Consider the following 21006-nt stretch of genomic DNA (forward strand, 5'->3'; position numbering starts at 1 on the left):
CCCCGGAAAGCCTGTCAGCGGTCGTCTACGTCACGTCCCGCCGACCGTTCTGCCGGGAATACCCCGGGCTCGCGGTGACCGTTCGGCCGTTCCTCCAGCTCCTTCATCAGGTCCTGCAGCTCCGAGCGCATCCAGTCGCGGGTGGCGACCTCGCCGAGCCCGATGCGCAGGGCGGCGATCTCGCGGGTCAGGTACTCGGTGTCCGCGATCGACCGCTCGTTCTGCTTGCGGTCCTGTTCGAGGTTGACCCGGTCGCGGTCGTCCTGCCGGTTCTGCGCGAGCAGGATCAGCGGGGCGGCGTAGGAGGCCTGCAGGGACAGGGCCAGGGTCAGGAAGATGAACGGGTACTCGTCGAACTTCAGGCTGCTCGGCGCGGCGATGTTCCACAGCACCCAGACGATGATCACGACCGTCATCCAGACCAGGAACCGCCCGGTGCCGATGAAGCGGGCGATGCGCTCCGAGAGCCGTCCGAAGGCCTCCGGGTCCCATTCGGGCAGGATGCGGCGGCGCGGCGGCCGGGGTTGGTCGAGGCGTGTGCGGGGTGCCCGGGTGGCCGCGGTGGCGCCCGACGGCATGCGCTCGCGCGTGCCCTCGCGCTCATGAACCATGGGCGGCCACCTCCTCGCCCTCGTCCAGGTGGAACTCCGTCTCCCGCCAGTCGTCGGGCAGCATGTGGTCCAGCACGTCGTCCACGGTCACCGCGCCCAGCAGCGAACCGGACTCGTCGACGACGGGCGCCGCGACCATGTCGTACGTCGCGAAGAACCCGGCGACCACCGGCAGCGCGGCGTCCGGCTCCAGCGGCAGCAGGTCGTCCTCGGCGAGCAGCGAGCTGACCAGCGTGTACGGCGGGTCGCGCAGCAGGCGCTGGAAGTGGACGGTGCCCAGGTACTTGCCGGTGGGGGTCTCGTCGGGCGGGCGGCAGACGTAGACCTGGGCGGCGAGGGCAGGGGTCAGGTCGGGGTTGCGGACGCGGGCGAGGGCGTCGGCGACGGTGGCGTCCGGGCGCAGGATGATCGGCTCGGTGGTCATCAGCCCGCCGGCCGTGTGCTCCTCGTACGCCATCAGGCGGCGCATGTCGGCCGCGTCGGCGGGCTGCATCAGGCTCAGCAGCCGCTCCTGCTCCTCCGTGGGCAGCTCGCCGAGCAGGTCGGCCGCGTCGTCCGGGTCCATGGCCTCCAGGACGTCGGCGGCGCGCTCCTCCTTCAGCTTGCCGAGGATCTCGATCTGGTCGTCCTCGGGGAGCTCTTCGAGTACGTCGGCGAGGCGGTCGTCGTCGAGGGCGGCGGCGACCTCGGCGCGGCGCTTGGGGGAGAGGTGGTGCAGGACGTTGGCCAGGTCCGCGGGGCGCAGCTGTTCGAAGGTGGCGAGCAGGCTCTCGGCGCCCTGCCCCTTCTCCTCCAGGGAGAAGCCGGTGACGGCGGACCACTCGACGGTCAGCGACTCTCCCTTGGCGCGGCGCAGAGGGCCGCTCCTGCCGCCCTTGCGTACGAACACCCGGTCGATCTCCCAGTCCCGGCGGGCCGGCCGTTGTTTCACCGACAGATCGAGGACGGTGACCTCCTCACCGGTCTCGACGAGCGTGACGCGCCGGTCGAGCAGCTCGCCGAAGACGAGGCGCTCGGTGGGGCGCTGCTCGAACCGGCGGACGTTGAGCACCCCGGTGGTGATGACCTGGCCGGACTCGATGCTGGTCACACGGGTCATGGGCAGGAAGATGCGGCGCCGGGTGGACAGTTCGACGACGAGGCCGATCAGCCGTGGGGGGCGTCGGGCGACGCGCAGTATGACGACCAGATCGCGGACGCGGCCCACCTGGTCGCCGTTCGGGTCGAAGGCGGCGATGCCGGCGAGGTGCGAGACGAAGATCCGGGGAGCGCCGGCTGCCATGGCTGAGGCTCCTTCGTGTGCGGGGTGTCGTGGTGCTGGTGCGGTTCCGTGGGCAGGGCCGCATATCCGAATTGCCCGCTCGGGTGGGCTTCAGGCTAGCCCGTCCGGATCCGATATGCCCTGGTGAGCGGTACGGACGGACTGGCTCCGCTCGGGCTCCGAGGCCCCGGTACGCTGCCGTACGCCGCTCGGGTCCACAACAGAAAGGCAGCCCCACCTGTGACTGCGATTCCCCAGGGTCGTGCGCGCCGGGCCGCGCTGGTGAGCGCCGTGTGTGCCCTGGTCGTGTCGGGAACAGGACTGACGGGATGCAGTGAGGACCCCGACGAGGGCACCAACGGGGTCGGCAAGCTGCCGCCCGCCGAGATCCAGCGCAAGACCCGCACGGCGGCGGACTCCGCCGAGGCGGTGCGCCTGTCGGGCAGCGTGGTGACCAGTGGGCGCACCTACAAGCTCGACATGCAGCTGAAGGCCGACGGGGCGACGGGGTCGGTCACGGCGCAGGGAGCGACGTTCCAGCTGCTGCGCATCGGCCGGCGGCTGTATCTGAAGGCCGACGCGGGCTTCTGGAGCGACGCGGGCGCGGAGAGCGGCGGCAAGGCGGACGCGGCGGCCGCGGGCAAGCTGGACGGCAAGTACGTGAAGGTGCCGCAGGGCGACCCGTCGTACAAGAAGTTCAGCGGCTTCACGGAGAAGGACGTACTCCTCGACGGCCTGCTGACCCTCCACGGCACGCTGGCCACCGACGGCCACCACGAGCACGCCGGCACCCGCGTCATCCGCATCACCGGCGACAAGGGCTCCGGCGGCACCCTCGACGTCTCCCTGGAGGGCACCCCGTACCCCCTGCGCCTGGTCCGGGCGGGCGGCGCCGGCACCCTGACGTTCTCCTCCTGGGGCAAGGACTTCGCCCTGAAGGAGCCGGCCAAGGACGACACGGTGGACTACGGCAAGCAGCTGCCGACGTCCTAGGCGCCGCGCGAGCGGACGGCTACTTCCGCTTGCGCCTCTTCATCAGCAGCTTCGGCAGTCCGGCCGGAATCGGCTGCCGGGTCGTCGCCGGCGTCGGCAGGGGCGCCTCTGCCAGATTGCCGTCGGGCAGGGGCGCGGTCGTGCCCGTCGGCTCCAGGCGGACGACCCGGCATTCGCGCGCCCAGCGCTGCGGCATCGCCTCGCCGTCCGGGGCGTTCAGGCGCTTGCCCTTGAGCTCGGCGACCGCGGCCTCCCACTGCTCGGAGCCCGGCGGCAGTTCCACGACCTTCGCCGACCACACGACCAGCCGGCCGCCCTTGTCCTTGCTGCGGACCGTCACCTCGGCCCCGGCCCCGTCGGCCAGCCCCGGCAGCGGCTGCTCGCCCGGACCGTCGCCGATGACACATGCCGCACCCTCGTGCCACACGTGCCACAGCGCCCGGGCCGGGTGACCGGGCCCCTTGACCCAGATGAGGCCGGACTTCTTCGTGGCCTCCTCGACGAGGGCCTGGTCGAGCAGCTCGCTTGTCATGCGCCCAGCCTATCCAGGCACCGTCACAGCCAGCCGTTGCGCTTCAGGGTGCGGTGGATGCCCAGGCAGATGACGCCCGTGATGGCCATGATCACCGGGTAGCCGAACTTCCAGTGCGTCTCCGGCATGTAGTCGAAGTTCATGCCGTACACCCCGCACACCATCGTCGGTACGGCGATGATCGCGGCCCAGGACGTGATCTTGCGCATGTCCTCGTTCTGCGCGACGGACGCCTGCGCGAGGTTGGCCTGGAGGATCGAGTTGAGCAGCTCGTCGAACCCGATGACCTGCTCCTGGACGCGGGCGAGGTGGTCGGCGACGTCCCGGAAGTACTTCTGGATGTCGGGGTCGATCAGCCGCATCGGCCGCTCGCTGAGCAGCTGCATGGGACGCAGCAGCGGCGACACCGCCCGCTTGAACTCCAGCACCTCGCGCTTGAGTTGGTAGATCCGGCCGGCGTCCGTGCCGCGCGGCGAGCCCTTCCGTCCCGGCGAGAAGACCTCGGTCTCCACCTCGTCGATGTCGTCCTGCAGCGCGTCGGCGACGGCGATGTACCCGTCGACGACGTGGTCGGCGATCGCGTGCAGCACCGCCGAGGGGCCCTTGGCGAGCAGTTCGGGGTCGTCCTGCAGCCGGTGCCGCAGCGCCCGCAGCGAGCCCTGGCCGCCGTGCCGGACGGTGATGAAGAAGTCCCGCCCGGTGAAGCACATGACCTCGCCGGTCTCGACGACCTCGCTGCTGGCGGTGAGCTCGTCGTGGTCGACGTAGTGGACGGTCTTGAAGACGGTGAAGAGGGAGTCGTCGTAGCGCTCCAGCTTGGGCCGCTGGTGTGCCTGGACCGCATCTTCCACGGCCAGCGGGTGCAGCCCGAACTCGCTTGCGATGCCGGCGAATTCGGCCTCGGTCGGCTCGTGCAGGCCGATCCAGACGAAGCCGCCGTCCCGGCGCACCTGGCGCATCGCCTCGTGCGGGGTGAGGGGCTTGGGGGTCTCGACGCGGGCGCCGTGCCGGTAGACGGCGCAGTCGACGACGGCCGAGGGCGTCGCGGGGTCGCGGGTGGTGTCGTAGGTGCCGTTGTCCTTGCGCAGCGAGACGCGGGACGGGCGGACCACGGCACGCAGGTCGCGGATCATCGACATGAGCAGGCTCCTTCGCAACGGGCAACGAAGCGTGGAGGGCCGCAGCACGGGTGGAACTGCCCGGAATGGGGACGTCCTGACCTCAGGATGTTTGGCACGTCCACAAAGCGGGGAGCACCGCACCGTCGCGGTGATGGGCTTCGTTGCTGGTTCAGATCAGACCGATCAGGCAATGCGAAACGAAGTGCTCTTCCGTGTGAGGACGCGAGCGTGAAAGGCGGCGGTCAGCCAGAGCCGGAACAGCCGAATCAGCTACATCAGCGGCGGGAAGAGCGAGTGGTACTACCAGGTCGACTTCGATCCATGACAGCCCCACCTCCTCCGGCCGGTCCCTCGTGAGGGACGTTTCATACCCCGTTCGGGGTTCCCCGTAGGGGAGTCGATCTCGGCGTCGGGACTCGATCGCGACGCTTCTGCGTGCTGCCCGAACACCGGGCAAGAGTATCAGCCGACTGAAGTGTCAAGGCGCTGCTTTGCCCGGTACTGACGAGTTCTATGCTCGGCCCATGGCTGATGTTCTTCCTCTGGTCGAGGCCCGGTTGCGCACCGCGCTGGGCGAACCGGACGCTCGCGCGGCGGTCACCTTCCTCGGTACGGACCGCATCGAGGTGCTCCGTTTCCAGGAGGGCGACGTCGTCCGCTACGCCACGCTCGGCATGTCCGCGCAGCCCATGAACGACCCCACCGCGATGGTCGCCGACCCGGTCAAGGGCGCCCGCGCGGAGCTGGTCCTCACGGTCCGCTCGGGCCTGGCCGACACCGACAAGGTGCTCCGCCCGCTCGCCGTACTCGCCGCGTCCCCGCAGGTCGAAGGCGTGATCGTGGCCCCGGGCGCGTCCCTGGACGTGGGCGAGCCGCTGTGGCCCGGCGCCCCGTTCACCTCGGTCCTGGTCGCCGAGCCGGGCGGTCTGGTCGAGGACCTGGAACTCGACGAGCCTCTCGACCCCGTGCACTTCCTGCCGCTGCTCCCCATGACCCCGAACGAGGCCGCCTGGAAGCGCGTGCACGGCGCCCAGGCCCTCCAGGAGCGCTGGCTGACGAACGGGACGGACCTGAGGGATCCCGCCCGCGCGTCCGTCCCGCTGGAGTGAGGAACCTCACCAACCGGTGGCTGAAAAGCGTCAGTTGGCGAACACCGTGACGCTGTCCTCGGTCGTGTGCCGCGTCTCCAGCTCCTCGGCCTCGTCGCTGAGCGCCTTGCGCCGTACGACGACCACGAGCGCACCCGCCACCGCCGTGACCGCCGCCACCACGAACGGGATGCGCGGACTGCCGGTCCACTCCTCTATCCTCGGCGCGAAGAAGGGCGCGGCCGCCGCCGCGAACCAGCGCACGAAGTTGTAGCCCGCGCTCGCCACGGGGCGCGGCGCGTCCGAGACGCCGAGGGCCAGTTCGGTGTAGACGGTGTTGTTCACGCCGATGGACGCGCCGGACAGGATCGTGCAGACGACGGCGGTGGTGTGGTCGCCGTAGCCGAGGACCAGTACGTCCGCGGCAAGCAGCACCAGGGAGCCGCCGAGCACCGTCAGCGAACCGAACCGCTTCTGCAGGCGCGGCGCCACGATCACCGAGAACACGGCGAGCAGCACGCCCCAGGCGAAGAACACCGCGCCCGACCGGTACGGGCTCATGTCCAGCACGAACGGCGTGAAGGCCAGCACGGTGAAGAACGTGTAGTTGTAGAAGAACGCCGAGACCGCCGTGGACGCGAGGCCGCCGTGGCCGAGCGCCCTGATCGGGTCCAGCAGCGAGGTCTTGCGGGCCGGCCTGGGCTGTTCCCTCAGGAACACCGCGATGCACAGGAAGCCGACGGCCATCAGGAAGGCCGTACCGAAGAACGGGTAGCGCCAGCTGGCGTCCCCGAGCAGCGCGCCCAACAGCGGCCCGCACGCCATGCCGAGGCCGAGGGCGGACTCGTAGAGCACGATCGCCGCGGCGCTCCCGCCCGCCGCCGCGCCGACGATGACCGCGAGGGCCGTGGACACGAAGAGCGCGTTGCCGAGCCCCCAGCCCGCCCGGAACCCGACCAGTTCACCGACCGATCCGGACGTTCCCGCGAGCCCGGCGAAGACGACCACGAAGGCGAGGCCGAGCAGCAGGGTCCGGCGGCCGCCGATCCGGCTGGAGACGAAGCCGGTGACCAGCATCGCCACGGCGGTGATCAGGAAGTACGAGGTGAAGAGGAGGGAGACCTGGCCGGCCGTGGCGTTCAGGCCGCTCGCGATGGACGGCAGGATCGGGTCGACGAGTCCGATGCCCATGAAGGCGACGACGGACGCGCCGGCGGTCGCCCACACGGCCTTCGGCTGCCGCAGGATGCCGCCCGCTCCAGCGTCCAGGGGGTCCATGCCGTACTCCGATCTCGAAGGTAGTGGTTGCCGGTTACACATAGTATGTTAGCTAGGCTAATTAATGCAAGCTACATCTATATGGGGAGTGGTGAAGGGTTCCGCCCGGACGGGTGATCGTCCTTGACGTGGCGCACGAGGGGTAGGACCGTGGGGCCCTATGAGGGGCGAACCCAGTTGCCCGAAGTGTGGTGGCCGGGTCAGGGCTCCCGGACTCTTCGCCGACACCTGGCAATGCGATGTGCACGGCACCGTGCATCCGGTGCAGCCCGTGATCCCGCCCAGCGTCGAGGCCCTCGGCGTGGTCGTGCATCGCACGCAGGTGCCGGTGTGGATGCCGTGGCCGCTGCCGATCGGCTGGCTGTTCACCGGTGTCGCCAGTGCGGGCGACGACCGCAGCGGTGGCCGCGCGACCGCCGTGGCCTGCTCCGGGCCCGGCCCGCTCGGCGGCATGGGCGAGATGATCCTGGTCGCCGAGGAGCTCGGCGTCGGCCTCGGTGCGCGTTACGCGGGCATCGACGGACCGGATCCGGGGCCGTACATGAACGTCGAGAAGCCGCCGCAGGCGAAGGTCCTGGCCGCCGGGCGTCCGACGCCGCTGTGGCACGTGTCGGGTGCGCCCGGCGATCGTGCCGTGTTCGCGGGTGAGGCGCTCGGGATGTGGTTCTGGGCGGTCGTGTGGCCCGAGCAGTCGGGGCTGTTGATGTACGACGAGTTGGTGCTGACGGATCTGCGGGATGCGGGGGCCGAGCTGGATCTGGTGCCCTGCGGGGCGCTTTCGCCGCGCCTGCTGGAACCCTAGAGGTCGCGCCTGCTGGACCCAGGGGGGCGGCGAGCGCTCCCGTGTAGGGGGTGCACTGCCGTTTGGGGTGTGACATGGACGTTGAAAATCCGGCTATCCTTGAGCGTCCCCACCCGTACCGTCCCCGACTGGAGTCCGCGTCGTGCGTATCGACCTGCACACCCACTCCACCGCGTCCGACGGCACGGACACCCCGGCCGAGCTGGTGTGCAACGCGGCGGCGGCCGGGCTGGACGTGGTGGCGCTCACCGACCACGACACGACCCGTGGGCACGCCGAGGCGATCGCGGCGCTGCCCGAGGGGCTCACCCTCGTCACCGGCGCCGAGCTGTCCTGTCGTATCGACGGCATCAGCATGCACATGCTGGCCTACCTCTTCGACCCGGAGGAGCCCGCGCTGCTCGCCGAGCGGGAGCTGGTACGGGACGACCGGGTGCCGCGGGCCCAGGGCATGATCGCCAAGCTCAACGAGCTGGGCGTGCCGGTCACCTGGGAGCAGGTGCTGCGGATCGCCGGTGACGGCTCGGTCGGGCGGCCGCATGTCGCCTCCGCGCTGGTCGAGCTGGGTGTCGTACCGAGCGTGGGCGACGCCTTCACCGAGGACTGGCTGGCCGACGGCGGCCGGGCCTACGTGGCCAAGCACGAGACCGACCCCTTCGAGGCGATCCGACTGGTCAAGGCCGCGGGAGGGGTCACCGTCTTCGCGCATCCGGCCGCGAGCAAGCGGGGTCGTACGGTGCCGGAGTCCGCGATCGCGGAGCTGGCCTCCGCCGGGCTCGACGGCATCGAGGTCGACCACATGGACCACGACCCCGACACGCGTGCGCGGCTGCGCGGGCTCGCGAAGGAGCTCGGGCTGCTGGTCACCGGGTCCAGCGACTACCACGGCAGCCGCAAGACGTGCGTGCTCGGCGAGTACGCGACGGATCCCGAGGTGTACGGGGAGATCACGCGGCGGGCCACGGGGGCGTTTCCCGTCCCGGGGGCCGGCGGGGTCTGAGCTCTCTCACCCTCACGTCTTCACAGGCACCCGGCGCTGTCGGCTGTGCCCACCCGTTCCGCCCCGCGGAACGTCTGCCCACAGCGGTAGCGGCACGGTACGGCGCAGCGTTGCCCGCCTGCCACCGCGCGTTCCACTCCACATCGCAAGGCTTGCTTCCCCATGTTCGATCTCGCCGTCTTCGGCTCCCTCTTCCTGACCCTCTTCGTCATCATGGATCCCCCCGGGATCACGCCGATCTTCCTCGCGCTCACCTCCGGCCGGCCGGTCAAGGTGCAGAAGCGGATGGCCTTCCAGGCCGTCTGTGTGGCGGGCGGTGTGATCACGGTCTTCGGGCTTCTCGGCCACCAGATCCTCGACTACCTGCATGTTTCCGTCCCCGCGCTGATGATCGCGGGCGGGCTGCTGCTTCTGCTGATCGCGCTCGACCTGCTCACCGGCAAGACGGACGAGCCGAAGCAGACCAAGGACGTGAACGTCGCCCTCGTACCGCTGGGCATGCCGCTGCTGGCCGGGCCGGGTGCCATCGTGTCCGTCATCCTCGCCGTGGAGAAGGCCGAGAGTGTGGCCACGCAGGTGTCGGTGTGGTCGGCCATCCTCGCCATCCATGTCGTGCTGTGGCTCGTGATGCGGTACTCGCTGCTGATCATCCGGGTCATCAAGGACGGCGGCGTGGTCCTGGTGACGCGGCTCGCGGGCATGATGCTGTCGGCGATCGCCGTGCAGCAGATCATCAACGGCGTCACGCAGGTCATTCAGGGGAGCTGAGCCCCGGATGCTGCAAGGGCCCCGTACGGCGTCGTCGCTGTACGGGGCCCTGAAGCTTCTTCGCGGATCCGCGTGTTACGAGGCCGAGGCCTCAGCCGGGCGGATCCACAGCCGCTGACCGATCGAGGCGGCCTGCTGAACGATCCGGTTGACGGAGGCGGCGTCCACGACGGTGCTGTCCACGGGTGTGCCGTCGACCTCGTCGAGTCGCATGATCTCGAAGCGCATGGCTTCTCCCTTCGTCTGGTCATCCTCCCGATGAGCACTGCTGGGGAGAACTACTGGGTTACACAGGTAGTCAACGGGCTGCGTGTTACAAACATTCCCTACGCTAAGGAAATTTTTCGAACGGCTAACTACTGACCGGTAAGTGGTTGCTCGGGGATCAAGGTGGGACTGACCGGGACCGGTTGTGTTCGCAGCGTGACCGCCGGGACAATGGAGGTGATGAACGACGACCTCGCGGCGCTCGCCGCCCGCATCGACCACACCAACGAGCTGCTGCAACGCATGCTCGCCGAGGTGGCGAAGACGCCCTCGACCCACGCGATCTTCGTCGACGCGGGCTATCTGTACGCCGCCGCGGGACGGCTGGTCGCCGGGACGGAGGACCGCCGGGCCTTCGATCTGGACGCCGAGGGACTGATCGAGGCGCTCATCGACCGGGCGCGCACGATCTTCGCGGACAGCAGGCTGCTGCGGGTCTACTGGTACGACGGTGCGCGGCGCCGTATCCACACCGCCGAGCAGCAGTCGATCGCCGAGCTTCCGGATGTGAAGGTGCGGCTGGGCAACCTCAACGCCAACAACCAGCAGAAGGGCGTCGACTCGCTGATCCGGACCGACCTGGAGTCACTGGCCAGGCACCGCGCCATCAGCGACGCGGCACTGCTCGGCGGGGATGAGGACCTGGTCTCGGCGGTCGAGGCCGCGCAGGGGTACGGCGCGCGGGTGCACCTGTGGGGCATTGAGGCGCCGGAGGGCCGCAACCAGGCCGAGCCCCTGCTCTGGGAGGTCGACAGCCAGCGCACGCTCGACCTCGACTTCTTCAAGCCGTACGTCTCCCGGCGCACCGCCGCCGCGTACGAGGCGGCGGCCGGGGCTCGGCCGACGCGGGAGGACGTGCGGTTCGTCGGCGCGCAGATCGCGGCGAAGTGGCTCGCGGCGCGGGGACGGGAGTCGCTGGTCGAGCTGCTGCCCGGACACCCGTACCTGCCCGGCTCGGTGGACCAGGACCTGCTGGTGGAGGCGGAGGGACTGCTGCAGTACTCGCTGCGCGGGCAGGCCGATCTGCGGCGGGCGTTGCGGGACGGGTTCTGGGAGCACCTGCAGGCGCAGTACTAGACGATCGCCGGGGGTGAGCCCTCGGCGCCGTCCACGCTGCGCCAGAAGTCGGCGACGGCCTGGGACGTGCGCAGGGGCTGGTCGGCGTTGGGGGAGTGCTCGGCGCCGGGGATGACCGTCCGGCGCGCCTTCAGCCGGGCGGCCATGTCGTCGAGGACCGGCACCGGCCAGGTGTCGTCGCTGGCACCCGACAGGACGTGGAACGGGAGCGGGAGGGCGGCGAGTTCGTCGACCCGGTCCGGCTCCGTGCACAACTGGCGTCCCGTGGCGATGAGTTGCGCGGGCTTCGTGCCGAGCCAGCGCCTGCGCAGCAGCTCCGGGCCGCCGATGCCGCGCGCCGGGCCGCCGACCTCCTCAGGCGGCCCCATGGCGAGGATCGCCTCCCAGGTCTCGGCCATGGTCATCACCGCGAGCGCGTCCCGCAGCAGCTTCACGCGCTGCTGCTGGGAGTCGGAGATCTGGGCGGGGCCCGATGCCATGAGGGTGAGGGAGCGGAACGGCGCGTGGTCGAGGAGAACGGCCGCGCGGGCGATCTGGCCGCCCAGGGAGTGGCCGAGGAGGTGGAGGGGGGTGTCGTCCATGCCGAGCGCTGCCGCCTGGGCGAGGACGTCCTGGGCCAACTCGCTCCGTGTGTAGGCGGATTCGTCGTCCTCGGGTCCGTCCGACTCGTGCTGCCCGCGTCCGTCGACGGCGACGGTGCGGTAGCCGCGCTGCGCCAGCGGCTCGTGCATCAGCGTGAAGTCCTCCTTGCTGCCCGTGAATCCGGGGAGCAGCAGGGCGACGCCTCGGGGTTCGACGCCTGGGGCAGCGGGGTGGTCCACCACGGCGAAGGTGCCGCGAGAGGTCTGCAGGGGGTAGGCGCGGGCGTTCGGGGGCGGCGTGGAGGCGGGTTGGGTGGTCACGGGGGGAGGGTAGCGGGTGGGGCGCGGGCGGGCGCGTGGTGGGCCGCTGCCGGGCCGGGAACGCCGAACGGCCCGGTCCCCACGCGAGGGGGGACCGGGCCGTCGTACGGGAGATCAGCTCTCCGCGGGCTCCGTGGCGGCCGTCGCCTTGCGGGCACGGCGCACCTTGGGCTTCACCTCGGCCGTGCCGTCGGCGGCCTCCACGGTCGCCGCCACCTTGCGGGTACGGCGGCGCGGGGCGGGAGCCTCCGTGGCCGTCGGCTCCTGGGTGGCCTGGGCCGGGATGCCGGCCGCTTCGGCGGTGGCCGCGGTCTTGCGGGTGCGGCGTGCCTTGGGCTTGGCCTCGGCGGCCTCGGCCGTGTCCACGGCGGCCTCCGCGACGGCCGTCGTCTTGCGGGTGCGCCGGGGCTTGGCCTCGGCTGCCTCCGGCTCCTGGGCGGTCGCGACGGCCTTGCGGGTACGGCGCGGCTTCGCCTCCGTGCCCTCGGCCGTGTCCACGGCGGCTTCGGCGGTGGCCGCGGCCTTGCGGGTACGGCGCGCCTTGGGCGCAGTCTCCACGGCCTCGGCCGTGTCCACGGCGGCCTCCGCGGCGGCGGTCGCCTTGCGCGTGCGGCGTGCCTTCGGCTTGGCCTCGGCGGCCTCCGGCTCCTGGGCCGTCTGGGCCGGGATGTCGGCGGCTTCGACGGGCGCCGCGGTCTTGCGGGTGCGGCGTGCCTTGGGCTTGGCCTCGGCGGCCTCGGCCGTGTCGACGGCGGTCTCCGCGGCGGCGGTCGCCTTGCGGGTACGGCGGCGCGGCTTGGACTCCGGTGCCTCCGCGGTCTCCGGAGCCGGCTGTACCGCCTCCGTGGTGCCCTCGGCCGTGGCGACCGCGGCCTCCGCCGTGGTCGTCGCCGCGGTCGTCGCCTTGCGCGTGCGGCGGCGCGGCTTGGTGGCGGGAGCCTCGTCGGACTCCGTGGCCTGCGGGGCCGTGGCAACCTCGGACGCCTGCACGGCCTCCGACGCCTTCGGGGCCTGAGGCTCCAGCGTCGCCGCGGCCTCCGCCGAAGTCGCCGTCGGCTCCGCCGACTTACGCGTCCTGCGGCGGCGCGGCTTGGCCGCGGTCTCCTCGGGGGCGTCGAGGGACGGGCCCTGCGCCGTCGTGACGGCTGCCTCCGCGGCGTCCTCGGACGTGGCCGTCACGGCCGGGGCCGGCTCCGACGCCCCGCCACGGGTGCGGCGACGGCGGCGCGGGGTGCGAGGCGCGGTGACGGCCTCGGCCGCCACGGTCTCGGCGGTCTCCTCCGCAGCACCGGAACCGGTGGCAGGCGCCTGCGTCCCGTCCAGCACGGCTCCGCCGCGCGTACGACGGCGACGACGCGGCGTACGCGCCGGGCGCTCGCGGTCCGAGGAGGACGAACGGGACTCGTCCCGGCCGCCCCGGCCACCGCGACCGCGCGCACCGCGACCACCGGTCTCGCCGAGGTCCTCCAGCTCCTCCGCCGCCAGCCCGGCGCGCGTGCGCTCCGAGCGGGGCAGAACACCCTTGGTGCCCGCGGGGATCTTCAGTTCCTCGAAGAGGTGCGGGGACGTGGAGTACGTCTCCGGCGGGTCGTTGAAGTCCAGCTCCAGCGCCTTGTTGATGAGCTGCCAGCGCGGGATGTCGTCCCAGTCGACGAGCGTGATCGCCGTACCTGTGTTGCCCGCGCGGCCCGTACGGCCGATGCGGTGCAGGTACGTCTTCTCCTCTTCCGGAGACTGGTAGTTGATGACGTGCGTCACGCCCTCGACGTCGATGCCGCGCGCGGCGACGTCGGTGCAGACGAGGACGTCCACCTTGCCGTTGCGGAAGGCGCGCAGCGCCTGCTCACGGGCGCCCTGGCCGAGGTCGCCGTGGACCGCGCCGGAGGCGAAGCCGCGCTGCTGGAGCTGGTCGGCGAGGTCGGCCGCGGTGCGCTTCGTACGGCAGAAGACCATGGCCAGTCCCCGGCCGTCGGCCTGCAGTATGCGCGCGACCATCTCCGGCTTGTCCATGTTGTGCGCGCGGTAGACGTGCTGCGCGATGTTCGCGACCGTCACGCCCTCGTCGTCCGGCGCGGTGGCGCGGATGTGGGTGGGCTGCGACATGTAGCGGCGCGCGAGGCCGATGACCGCGCCCGGCATGGTCGCCGAGAACAGCATGGTCTGGCGCCGGGCCGGCAGCATGTTGATGATTTTCTCGACGTCGGGCAGGAAGCCCAGGTCGAGCATCTCGTCGGCCTCGTCGAGGACGAGCGCCTTGACGTGCTTGAGATTGAGCTTCTTCTGGCCCGCGAGGTCGAGCAGTCGGCCCGGGGTGCCGACGATCACGTCGACGCCCTTCTTGAGGGCCTCGACCTGGGGCTCGTAGGCGCGGCCGCCGTAGATGGCGAGGACGCGCACGTTGCGCACCTTGCCCGCGGTCAGCAGGTCGTTGGTGACCTGCGTGCACAGCTCGCGCGTGGGGACGACGACGAGCGCCTGCGGGGCGTCGGTGAGGTCCTCGGGCTTGGCGCGCCCGGCCTCGACGTCGGCGGGGACGGTGACGCGCTCCAGGAGCGGGAGGCCGAAGCCCAGCGTCTTGCCGGTGCCGGTCTTGGCCTGGCCGATGACGTCCGTGCCGGAGAGGGCGACGGGGAGGGTCATCTCCTGGATGGGGAAGGGGTTGACGATGCCGACGGCTTCAAGGGCTTCGGCGGTCTCGGGAAAGATCCCGAGCTCTCGGAAAGTCGTAGTCAGGGTGCTGCCTCTTCTGTGTGCGCGGTGCGAGGCGAGCGCGGGGGTCTTGGACGGACCGTGCCGGGGACGTCGGCTGCCGTACGGTCGGGCCGTAAGGCACGGGACCACTGCCGACGCTCTAGCGCTCGTACCGCTGAGGGGGTCCCTCCGGTCGCCGTACGCACAGTGCCGTACGGCCGGGGAGGGCTGTCGGGTCGGAGCCGATCGGGCCACCGACCGGGCATCCTCATAACGTGCGGCCCGTCGAATACGTCAGAGTACTCAGCGGGCGCATTACCACCATACCCCGGAAACGCGCACATGCGATGGCCGAATTGGTCACGTTGTCGGCGTCACAGTGATTGACCAGGGACTTCCGTGACACGGTGAGCGGGCTATTGTGCGCTTCATGACGACGCCTGACAACACCCCTGACGCCTCTGACACCGCAGACTCCACCGTCGAACACACCGGGGTCGCCGCCCAGGACTGGGCGCAGGCCTCCGCCGATCCGCAGTACCGGGCCGCTGTCGTAGACCTGCTGGGCGCGCTGGCCTACGGGGAGCTGGCAGCGTTCGAGCGGCTGGCGGAGGACGCCAAGCTGGCGCCGACGCTGGCGGACAAGGCGGAGCTGGCGAAGATGGCGTCGGCCGAGTTCCACCACTACGAGAAGCTGCGGGACCGGCTGACCGAGATCGGGGCCGAGCCGACCGAGGCCATGGAGCCGTTCGTCGCCGCGCTGGACGGGTTCCACAAGCAGACGGCGCCTTCGGACTGGCTGGAGGGGCTCGTCAAGGCGTACGTCGGCGACTCGATCGCCAGTGACTTCTACCGGGAGGTCGCGGCTCGGCTGGATTCGGACAGCCGGGGTCTGGTGCTGGCCGTGCTCGACGACACCGGGCACGCGTCGTTCGCCGTGGAGAAGGTGCGGGCCGCGATCGATGCCGATCCGCGGGTGGGCGGGCGGCTCGCGCTGTGGGCCCGGCGGCTGATGGGCGAGGCGCTGTCGCAGTCGCAGCGGGTGGTCGCGGACCGGGACGCGCTGTCCACGATGCTCGTGGGCGGGGTCGCGGACGGGTTCGATCTCGCGGAGGTCGGAAAGATGTTCTCGCGGATCACCGAGGCGCACACCAAGCGGATGGCTGCGCTGGGGCTCGCGGCGTAGCGCTGCCGCCCCGCTCTGGGGGCCTGCGGCCCCCAGACCCCCGCTTCGGCCCCGAAAGGGCCTCGCCCTCGCACTCCCCCAGAGGGGGGACCCCCAACGGGCTGAAGTTGCCCGACCGGCGTTGGAAAGTGACCGTCATGGTTCCGGCGGCCGGTCGTTGTCGGGGTCTACGCGGTCGCCGAGTGGCGGCTCAGTCTTCCCGCCGGGCGTACCAGCAGGGAGAGCGAGGCGGCGGAGACGACTGCCGCGCCGATGAGGATCACGAAGAGGTTGCCGAAGTCGAGCGCGGTGTGCGTGATGAACGCGCCGAAAAGGCCGCCGGCGACGCCCGTCGACAGGACGAGGGAACGCGCGGGCAGACGGTGCGGCATGCGGTGCGCGACAGCCCAGGCCAGGGCCAGTCCGAGGATCGCGGAGCTGAGCGCTTCCAAGAGCATGTTGGGGTCCCTCCCACATGGCCGGCCTGCTCGAAACGGTCGTAGCCCGTCATACCCCTGACCTGCGGAATGCAATCCTCCTCTGTGATCGACTTGTGCTCCATCTGTGGAGAAGCCTCGTCGGGGGAGGAAACAGCGGAGAAACGGGCGGGGCCCGGCGACCGTGAGTCGCCGGGCCCCGCCCGTCTTGGCTGTCTGCCGGTGCCTGCTACAGCGCGCCGAAGCCCACCTTGCGCGGGGCCGGCTCACCGAGCTCCACGTATGCGAGACGGTCGGCAGGGACCAGGACCTTGCGGCCGTGCTCGTCCACGAGGCTCAGCAGCTGAGACTTTCCGGCCAGCGCCTCGGACACGGCCCGCTCGACCTCCTCGGCACTCTGACCGCTCTCCAGAACGATCTCGCGGGGCGCGTGCTGCACGCCGATCTTGACCTCCACGGCTATGTCCCTCCGACGGTCAGTGAAGTGCGCGACCTTCCGCGCCGTACCCAGCACACATTAGCCCGGTGAGGGGACGTACACCCTCCGCCCAAGAACGCCAGGAGCGAACAGCGGACGGGAACAAACGCCCCGCACACGCGCGTGCGTCAGCGATGCCCGGAGCTCAGTGGTGCTCGATGCCGTGCAGCGGGAAGCCCGCGATACCGCGCCAGGCCAGGGACGTCAGCAGCTGTACGGCCTGATCGCGCGGAACGCTGCGGTCGCTGTGCAGCCAGGAGCGGGCCACGACCTGGGCGAGGCCGCCGAGGCCGGAGGCGAGCAGCATCGACTCCGCGCGCGAGAGGCCGGTGTCCTCGGCGATGACCTCGCAGATCGCCTCGGCGCACTCGTTCGTGACCTTGTCGACGCGCTCGCGCACGGCGGGCTCGTTCGTCAGGTCCGACTCGAAGACCAGGCGGAAGGCGCCGCCGTCGTCCTCGACGTACGCGAAGTACGCGTCCATCGTGGCCCGTACGCGCTGCTTGTTGTCGGTCGTCGACGCGAGCGCGTGCCGTACGGCCTGGATCAGGGACTCGCAGTGCTGGTCCAGCAGCGCGAGATAGAGGTCGAGCTTGCCCGGGAAGTGCTGGTAGAGCACCGGCTTGCTGACGCCGGCGCGCTCGGCGATGTCGTCCATCGCGGCAGCGTGGTAGCCCTGCGCGACGAACACTTCCTGGGCCGCGCCCAGGAGCTGGTTCCGTCGGGCACGGCGCGGCAGGCGCGTGCCTCGCGGGCGTGCCGCCTCTGTCTGCTCGATGGCTGTCACGCCGCCTCCCAATGTCGTCCACATGCGGTGTGCGCCGCGCGGCCATCGTACTTTTCGGTAACCCCGGTGTGCGCGGTGCGAGCGCAGAATTTCACGGACCGGACGGTGACGAAAGTCGCACAGAAGGTTTGGAATCGGTGCGAAACGGGCAGCAAACGCTCTCTTTCCTGTTCAACGGGCTCACAAGTGTGCCCAAATGTCACCGGTAGTCGTCCTCATCGATCGAGACCACGCGAGCCTGTTCGATGAGATCGGCCTCGCTGGCCCGGTCCTTGTTCGCGCCGGTCGGCCGTTCGTCGCGGTCGGGCCTGACGTCGGCGTGCTGTTCGGCCGCGTCGGCCGCAGGCGCCTCGACGTCGAACTCCTCGGCTTCTTCGGTGTCGTCGTCCGCGAATGTCTCGGGGTCGCTGGGATCGACGGCCATGGCGGGCTCCCTTCCTAGAACATCCCCGTGGGGCACAACGTCCCTGGGTGAAGCAGGGGTCCATATACGGGTGCCCTGCGTACGAGCCTAGGAGACACCGGTTCCGGACGCTATGCGATCCGCGGGCGGATCTGTGGGCGATTCGGGCGGGTGCCGCATGGCCGAATGTTTGCCATGTACGTGTCGACTTGTGACGGCGAACACATGAACCATGACGTGATCGTCTCGTAACATTGCCGCATGTCTTCGACCGAGCTGCCGTCCGTGCCGGCCGCCAATGTGCTGCCCAAGGTGGCGACCGTCAGGGTCGCGGAGGGGGAGCGGCTGCGATCGGTCGGGCTGCCGGGGATCACGCTGACGGTGCGTTCGAGGCCACCCGCGCGCGAGGGGCTGCCGCCCGCGCTGTACGTCCATGGACTCGGCGGTTCCTCGCAGAACTGGTCGGCGCTGATGGAGCAGCTGGAGGGCCACGTCGACTGCGAGGCCGTCGATCTGCCGGGCTTCGGCGACTCGCCGCCACCGGACGACGGCGACTACTCGATCACCGCGCACGCACGCGCGGTGATCCGTTATCTGGACGCCTCCGACCGCGGCCCCGTCCACCTCTTCGGCAACTCGCTCGGCGGCGCCGTCACGACACGGGTCGCCGCGGTGCGCCCCGACCTCGTCCGTACGCTCACCCTCGTGTCGCCCGCGCTGCCGGAGATCCGCGTCCAGCGCACCGCCGTGCCCACGGCACTGCTCGCGGTGCCCGGAGTGACGGCGCTCTTCACCCGCCTCACCCGGCAGTGGACGGCGGAGCAGCGGGTCCGCGGCGTACTGCACCTCTGCTACGGCGACCCCGGGCGGGTGACGTCCGAGGGGTTCCGCAACGCGGTCGAGGAGATGGAACGGCGGATGCAACTGCCGTACTTCTGGGACGCGATGACACGGTCCGCACGCGGGCTGGTCAACTCCTACACCCTGGGAGGCCAGCACGCGCTGTGGCGCCAGGCCGAGCGGGTCCTGGCGCCGACGCTGCTCGTCTACGGCGGCCGGGACCAGCTCGTCGGCTACCGCATGTGCCAGAAGGCGGCGCGGACCTTCCGTGACGCCCGTCTGGTGAGCCTGCCGGAGGCCGGGCACGTGGCGATGATGGAGTATCCGGAGGTGGTCGCCCGGGCGTTCCGTGAACTCCTCGAGCAGTCGGGGGAGCCGGAGGCCGACGGGCAGGTCGTCGGAGGGCGCGCCACCCGGAATCCGGGCGAGGACGACGCCGTCACCGAGAACGCGGGGAGCTGAGGCGCGACGTGGGACGCCACAGCCGCCGCGGCTCCAGCGCCAAACGCGACAGCGCGGACACAAGCGCGGACACAACTGCACGACAGGCACGGCAGGGTTCTCGGGGAGCGCAGCCGGAGGCGGGTTCGGACCGGCGGGGGCCGTCCGCGCCGGGCACGGGCCCCGGCAGAGCCCCGGCTCCCCGGCCGGGTGCGGCGCCGGGGGCGGGCCAGGGCGCTTGGCCGCAGCCCGGTGCACCGGGTGGTCCTGGTGGCCCCGGCGGTTTTGGTGGCCCTGGTGGCCCTGGTGGCCCTGGTGGTCCGGGCGGTCCTGGTGGTCCCGGCGGTCGCCGGGTGCCGGGGCAGGCGCCGGGCCGGCAGGGGATGCCGACGGGTGGGGCGCCACCGTACGGAGGGCGCGGCTTCCAGGAGGGCACGCCTGGGCAGGGGATCCCGAGGCTTCCTGACGGCACGCCCGTGCATGGCGTTCCCAGGTTGCCCGATGGCACGCCCGTGCATGGCATACCGAGGTTGCCTGACGGGACTCCCGCGCACGGCATACCGAGGTTCCCCGACGGCACGCCCGCGCACGGCATACCGAGGTTCCCCGACGGCACCCCCGCCCGCGGCGTCCCCCGCCTCCAGGACGGGACTCCCGCCCGCGGCACCCCCCTGATCCGCGGTGGCCACCCGGAGCAGCGTGAACCCGGTGGTGGCTGGGGTGAGTTGGGCGGGCGGGCCGGGGTTGCCCAGGGCGGTCCCGCGCCGGCCGGTGCTCCGCCCACGACCGGCGTTCCGCTGCCGCGGCCCCGGCGGGCCCCCGCGTCCGAAGGGCCCCGGCAGGACTACCTCGACGCCTTCGGCGGGGACGCCGACGTCTTCGCGCCCCGTACGGCCGATTCCGCGCACGCCGCCGACCCATACGGCTCCGTCACCGACTGGGACACCGGGACCGGCGTAGGCGTTCCGAACGACACCGACCACGACGACGCCCCGCCGACCGGCGAGCCCGTGCCGGCCAAGGGGGCCAAGGGCCGGGCCTTCACCGGCATCGCGGCCGCCGCCGTCGTCACCGCGCTGGCCGTCGTGGTCGCCGGGCAGGTCGCCACGGGGCGGGACGACAGCGACGTGCGGTCGCAGTCCACCACGGATCAGGCACGGGACGCCCGGGACGCGCCCTCGCGCGGGGACGTGCGGCCGACACCGTCCGGTTCGCCGGGCCCGACGCCGCTGACGTACGAACAGGCCATGGGCGAGAAGTACGCGCTCAGCGCGACGCTCCAGGGCTCGGGGAAGTTCGACGCGGTCCCGGGGATCGCCAAGGCGCCCGGCACGGGGCAGAAGATCACCTATCGCGTGGATGTGGAGCAGGGGCTCGGCCTCGACGCCGAACTCTTCGCCGAGGCCGTGCAGAAGACCCTCAACGACGACCGGAGCTGGGCGCACAACGGCGCCCGCACCTTCGAGCGCATCTACTCCGGCACGCCCAAGTTCGTGATCACGCTGGCCAGCCCCGGCACCACCGCCGAATGGTGCGCCAAGTCCGAACTCGACACCACCGAGGACAACGTGTCGTGCGACTCGGCCGCCACCGAGCGCGTGATGATCAACGCGTACAGGTGGGCGCAGGGGTCGGAGACCTACGGTGATCAGATACACGCGTACCGGCAGATGCTGATCAACCACGAGGTCGGCCACCGGCTCGGCTTCGGCCATGTCACCTGCGACAAGGACGGCGATCTCGCGCCCGTCATGCAGCAGCAGACCAAGTTCCTCGACCACAACGGGATCCACTGCCGGGCCAACCCCTGGGCGTACCCCGGGAGTTGACAGGTGACTCTCATGCCACATTGACATGTGCAGCTTGTTCGTACATATTTCTGCACATGTCGACCCGTCACACCTCCTCGCGCGCCGCCATCGAGCTGGCGCTCATCGGTGTGACCGCTCTGTGCGTGGCCGACATTCACTGTCGCTGACGCCCGCCGCCTGGCGTTCGCGTCGCGATCTTCTTTCCTGCCCTCCTGTGAGTCGCCGACGGGTCTCTGATCCCGCGGCTCGTTCA

Annotated in this window: 22 protein-coding genes; 10 read left to right on the top strand and 12 right to left on the bottom strand. The window is 71.1% G+C overall.

The annotated features are described in order from the left end of the window. Positions 1 to 14: 14 nt before the first annotated feature. Positions 15 to 611, bottom strand: a complete 597-nt coding sequence (locus EJ357_RS30395; RefSeq protein ID WP_126394879.1) for a DUF1003 domain-containing protein — start codon at positions 609 to 611, stop codon at positions 15 to 17. After that, on the bottom strand, positions 601 to 1893 hold the full coding sequence (locus tag EJ357_RS30400; protein ID WP_126394881.1) for a magnesium transporter MgtE N-terminal domain-containing protein: 1293 nt from the start codon (positions 1891 to 1893) through the stop codon (positions 601 to 603). Before EJ357_RS30400 ends, EJ357_RS30395 begins: the two co-directional genes overlap by 11 nt. Positions 1894 to 2112: 219 nt before the next feature. Between EJ357_RS30400 and EJ357_RS30405 the strand changes: the two genes are divergently transcribed. After that, complete coding sequence (locus EJ357_RS30405; protein ID WP_126394883.1) at positions 2113 to 2865, top strand: hypothetical protein; 753 nt, start codon at positions 2113 to 2115, stop codon at positions 2863 to 2865. Between the two features lie 19 nt (positions 2866 to 2884). Here the strand turns inward: EJ357_RS30405 and EJ357_RS30410 are convergent, their stop codons facing one another. Next, positions 2885 to 3397 (bottom strand): hypothetical protein, encoded by a 513-nt coding sequence (locus EJ357_RS30410; protein ID WP_126394885.1) that lies wholly within the window; start codon positions 3395 to 3397, stop codon positions 2885 to 2887. A gap of 23 nt (positions 3398 to 3420) precedes the next feature. Further along, positions 3421 to 4536: a magnesium and cobalt transport protein CorA gene (locus EJ357_RS30415; protein ID WP_126394887.1), complete on the bottom strand. Its 1116-nt coding sequence runs from the start codon at positions 4534 to 4536 to the stop codon at positions 3421 to 3423. Positions 4537 to 5042: 506 nt separating this feature from the next. Here EJ357_RS30415 and EJ357_RS30420 point away from each other — a divergent pair. Continuing rightward, complete coding sequence (locus tag EJ357_RS30420) at positions 5043 to 5627, top strand: suppressor of fused domain protein (protein ID WP_126394889.1); 585 nt, start codon at positions 5043 to 5045, stop codon at positions 5625 to 5627. 30 nt (positions 5628 to 5657) lie between these two features. On the opposite strand, the gene EJ357_RS30425 is transcribed toward EJ357_RS30420, so the two are convergent. Continuing rightward, positions 5658 to 6884: an MFS transporter gene (locus tag EJ357_RS30425; protein ID WP_126394891.1), complete on the bottom strand. Its 1227-nt coding sequence runs from the start codon at positions 6882 to 6884 to the stop codon at positions 5658 to 5660. A 160-nt stretch (positions 6885 to 7044) separates the two neighbouring features. On the opposite strand from EJ357_RS30425, the gene EJ357_RS30430 reads away from it, so the two are divergent. The 3 genes from EJ357_RS30430 to EJ357_RS30440 all read left to right on the top strand — a co-directional run bounded on the left by EJ357_RS30430 (position 7045) and on the right by EJ357_RS30440 (position 9454). Further along, positions 7045 to 7686: a DUF6758 family protein gene (locus EJ357_RS30430; RefSeq protein ID WP_126394893.1), complete on the top strand. Its 642-nt coding sequence runs from the start codon at positions 7045 to 7047 to the stop codon at positions 7684 to 7686. Positions 7687 to 7828: 142 nt separating this feature from the next. Next, on the top strand, positions 7829 to 8686 hold the full coding sequence (locus tag EJ357_RS30435; RefSeq protein ID WP_126394895.1) for a PHP domain-containing protein: 858 nt from the start codon (positions 7829 to 7831) through the stop codon (positions 8684 to 8686). A gap of 162 nt (positions 8687 to 8848) precedes the next feature. Further along, positions 8849 to 9454, top strand: a complete 606-nt coding sequence (locus EJ357_RS30440) for a MarC family protein (protein ID WP_126394897.1) — start codon at positions 8849 to 8851, stop codon at positions 9452 to 9454. A gap of 75 nt (positions 9455 to 9529) precedes the next feature. Here EJ357_RS30440 and EJ357_RS30445 read toward each other — a convergent pair whose 3' ends face one another. Beyond that, positions 9530 to 9682: a hypothetical protein gene (locus EJ357_RS30445; protein WP_107049884.1), complete on the bottom strand. Its 153-nt coding sequence runs from the start codon at positions 9680 to 9682 to the stop codon at positions 9530 to 9532. A 219-nt stretch (positions 9683 to 9901) separates the two neighbouring features. On the opposite strand from EJ357_RS30445, the gene EJ357_RS30450 reads away from it, so the two are divergent. Further along, positions 9902 to 10798 (top strand): NYN domain-containing protein, encoded by an 897-nt coding sequence (locus EJ357_RS30450; protein ID WP_175647585.1) that lies wholly within the window; start codon positions 9902 to 9904, stop codon positions 10796 to 10798. Here the strand turns inward: EJ357_RS30450 and EJ357_RS30455 are convergent. Beyond that, positions 10795 to 11700, bottom strand: a complete 906-nt coding sequence (locus EJ357_RS30455) for an alpha/beta fold hydrolase (protein ID WP_126394898.1) — start codon at positions 11698 to 11700, stop codon at positions 10795 to 10797. The two genes, EJ357_RS30450 and EJ357_RS30455, sit on opposite strands and share 4 nt — an antisense overlap. A 114-nt stretch (positions 11701 to 11814) precedes the next feature. Then, complete coding sequence (locus tag EJ357_RS30460; protein ID WP_126394899.1) at positions 11815 to 14340, bottom strand: DEAD/DEAH box helicase; 2526 nt, start codon at positions 14338 to 14340, stop codon at positions 11815 to 11817. 481 nt (positions 14341 to 14821) lie between these two features. Between EJ357_RS30460 and EJ357_RS30470 the strand changes: the two genes are divergently transcribed. Then, positions 14822 to 15577, top strand: coding sequence for a ferritin-like fold-containing protein (locus EJ357_RS30470; RefSeq protein ID WP_284059689.1), 756 nt, complete (start codon positions 14822 to 14824; stop codon positions 15575 to 15577). 167 nt (positions 15578 to 15744) lie between these two features. Here the strand turns inward: EJ357_RS30470 and EJ357_RS30475 are convergent, their stop codons facing one another. From EJ357_RS30475 to EJ357_RS30495, 4 genes are all read right to left on the bottom strand, one after another. After that, entirely contained in the window at positions 15745 to 16014 is a 270-nt protein-coding gene (locus EJ357_RS30475) for a hypothetical protein (protein WP_126394902.1), read from the bottom strand. Between the two features lie 208 nt (positions 16015 to 16222). Next, positions 16223 to 16450 carry a DUF3107 domain-containing protein gene (locus EJ357_RS30480; protein ID WP_019754243.1) on the bottom strand — a complete coding sequence of 76 codons (228 nt, stop codon included), beginning with the start codon at positions 16448 to 16450 and terminating at the stop codon, positions 16223 to 16225. A 166-nt stretch (positions 16451 to 16616) separates the two neighbouring features. Continuing rightward, positions 16617 to 17258 carry a TetR/AcrR family transcriptional regulator gene (locus tag EJ357_RS30485; protein WP_126394903.1) on the bottom strand — a complete coding sequence of 214 codons (642 nt, stop codon included), beginning with the start codon at positions 17256 to 17258 and terminating at the stop codon, positions 16617 to 16619. Between the two features lie 199 nt (positions 17259 to 17457). Next, a complete protein-coding gene (locus EJ357_RS30495) occupies positions 17458 to 17682 on the bottom strand; it encodes a hypothetical protein (protein WP_126394905.1) in 225 nt (74 codons plus the stop codon). A gap of 240 nt (positions 17683 to 17922) precedes the next feature. Between EJ357_RS30495 and EJ357_RS30500 the strand changes: the two genes are divergently transcribed. The 3 genes from EJ357_RS30500 (at position 17923) to EJ357_RS50575 (ending at position 20920) form a co-directional block, all read left to right on the top strand. After that, the gene (locus EJ357_RS30500) at positions 17923 to 18963 is read left to right on the top strand and encodes an alpha/beta fold hydrolase (protein ID WP_126394906.1); all 1041 of its coding nucleotides are present in this window, start codon (positions 17923 to 17925) and stop codon (positions 18961 to 18963) included. 362 nt (positions 18964 to 19325) lie between these two features. Then, on the top strand, positions 19326 to 20771 hold the full coding sequence (locus EJ357_RS30505; protein WP_126400266.1) for a DUF3152 domain-containing protein: 1446 nt from the start codon (positions 19326 to 19328) through the stop codon (positions 20769 to 20771). A gap of 56 nt (positions 20772 to 20827) precedes the next feature. Next, positions 20828 to 20920: an Ms4533A family Cys-rich leader peptide gene (locus EJ357_RS50575; RefSeq protein WP_323377644.1), complete on the top strand. Its 93-nt coding sequence runs from the start codon at positions 20828 to 20830 to the stop codon at positions 20918 to 20920. Positions 20921 to 21006: the final 86 nt, after the last annotated feature.

It is taken from the genome of Streptomyces cyaneochromogenes (genome assembly GCF_003963535.1).
GTDB lineage: Bacteria > Actinomycetota > Actinomycetes > Streptomycetales > Streptomycetaceae > Streptomyces > Streptomyces shaanxiensis.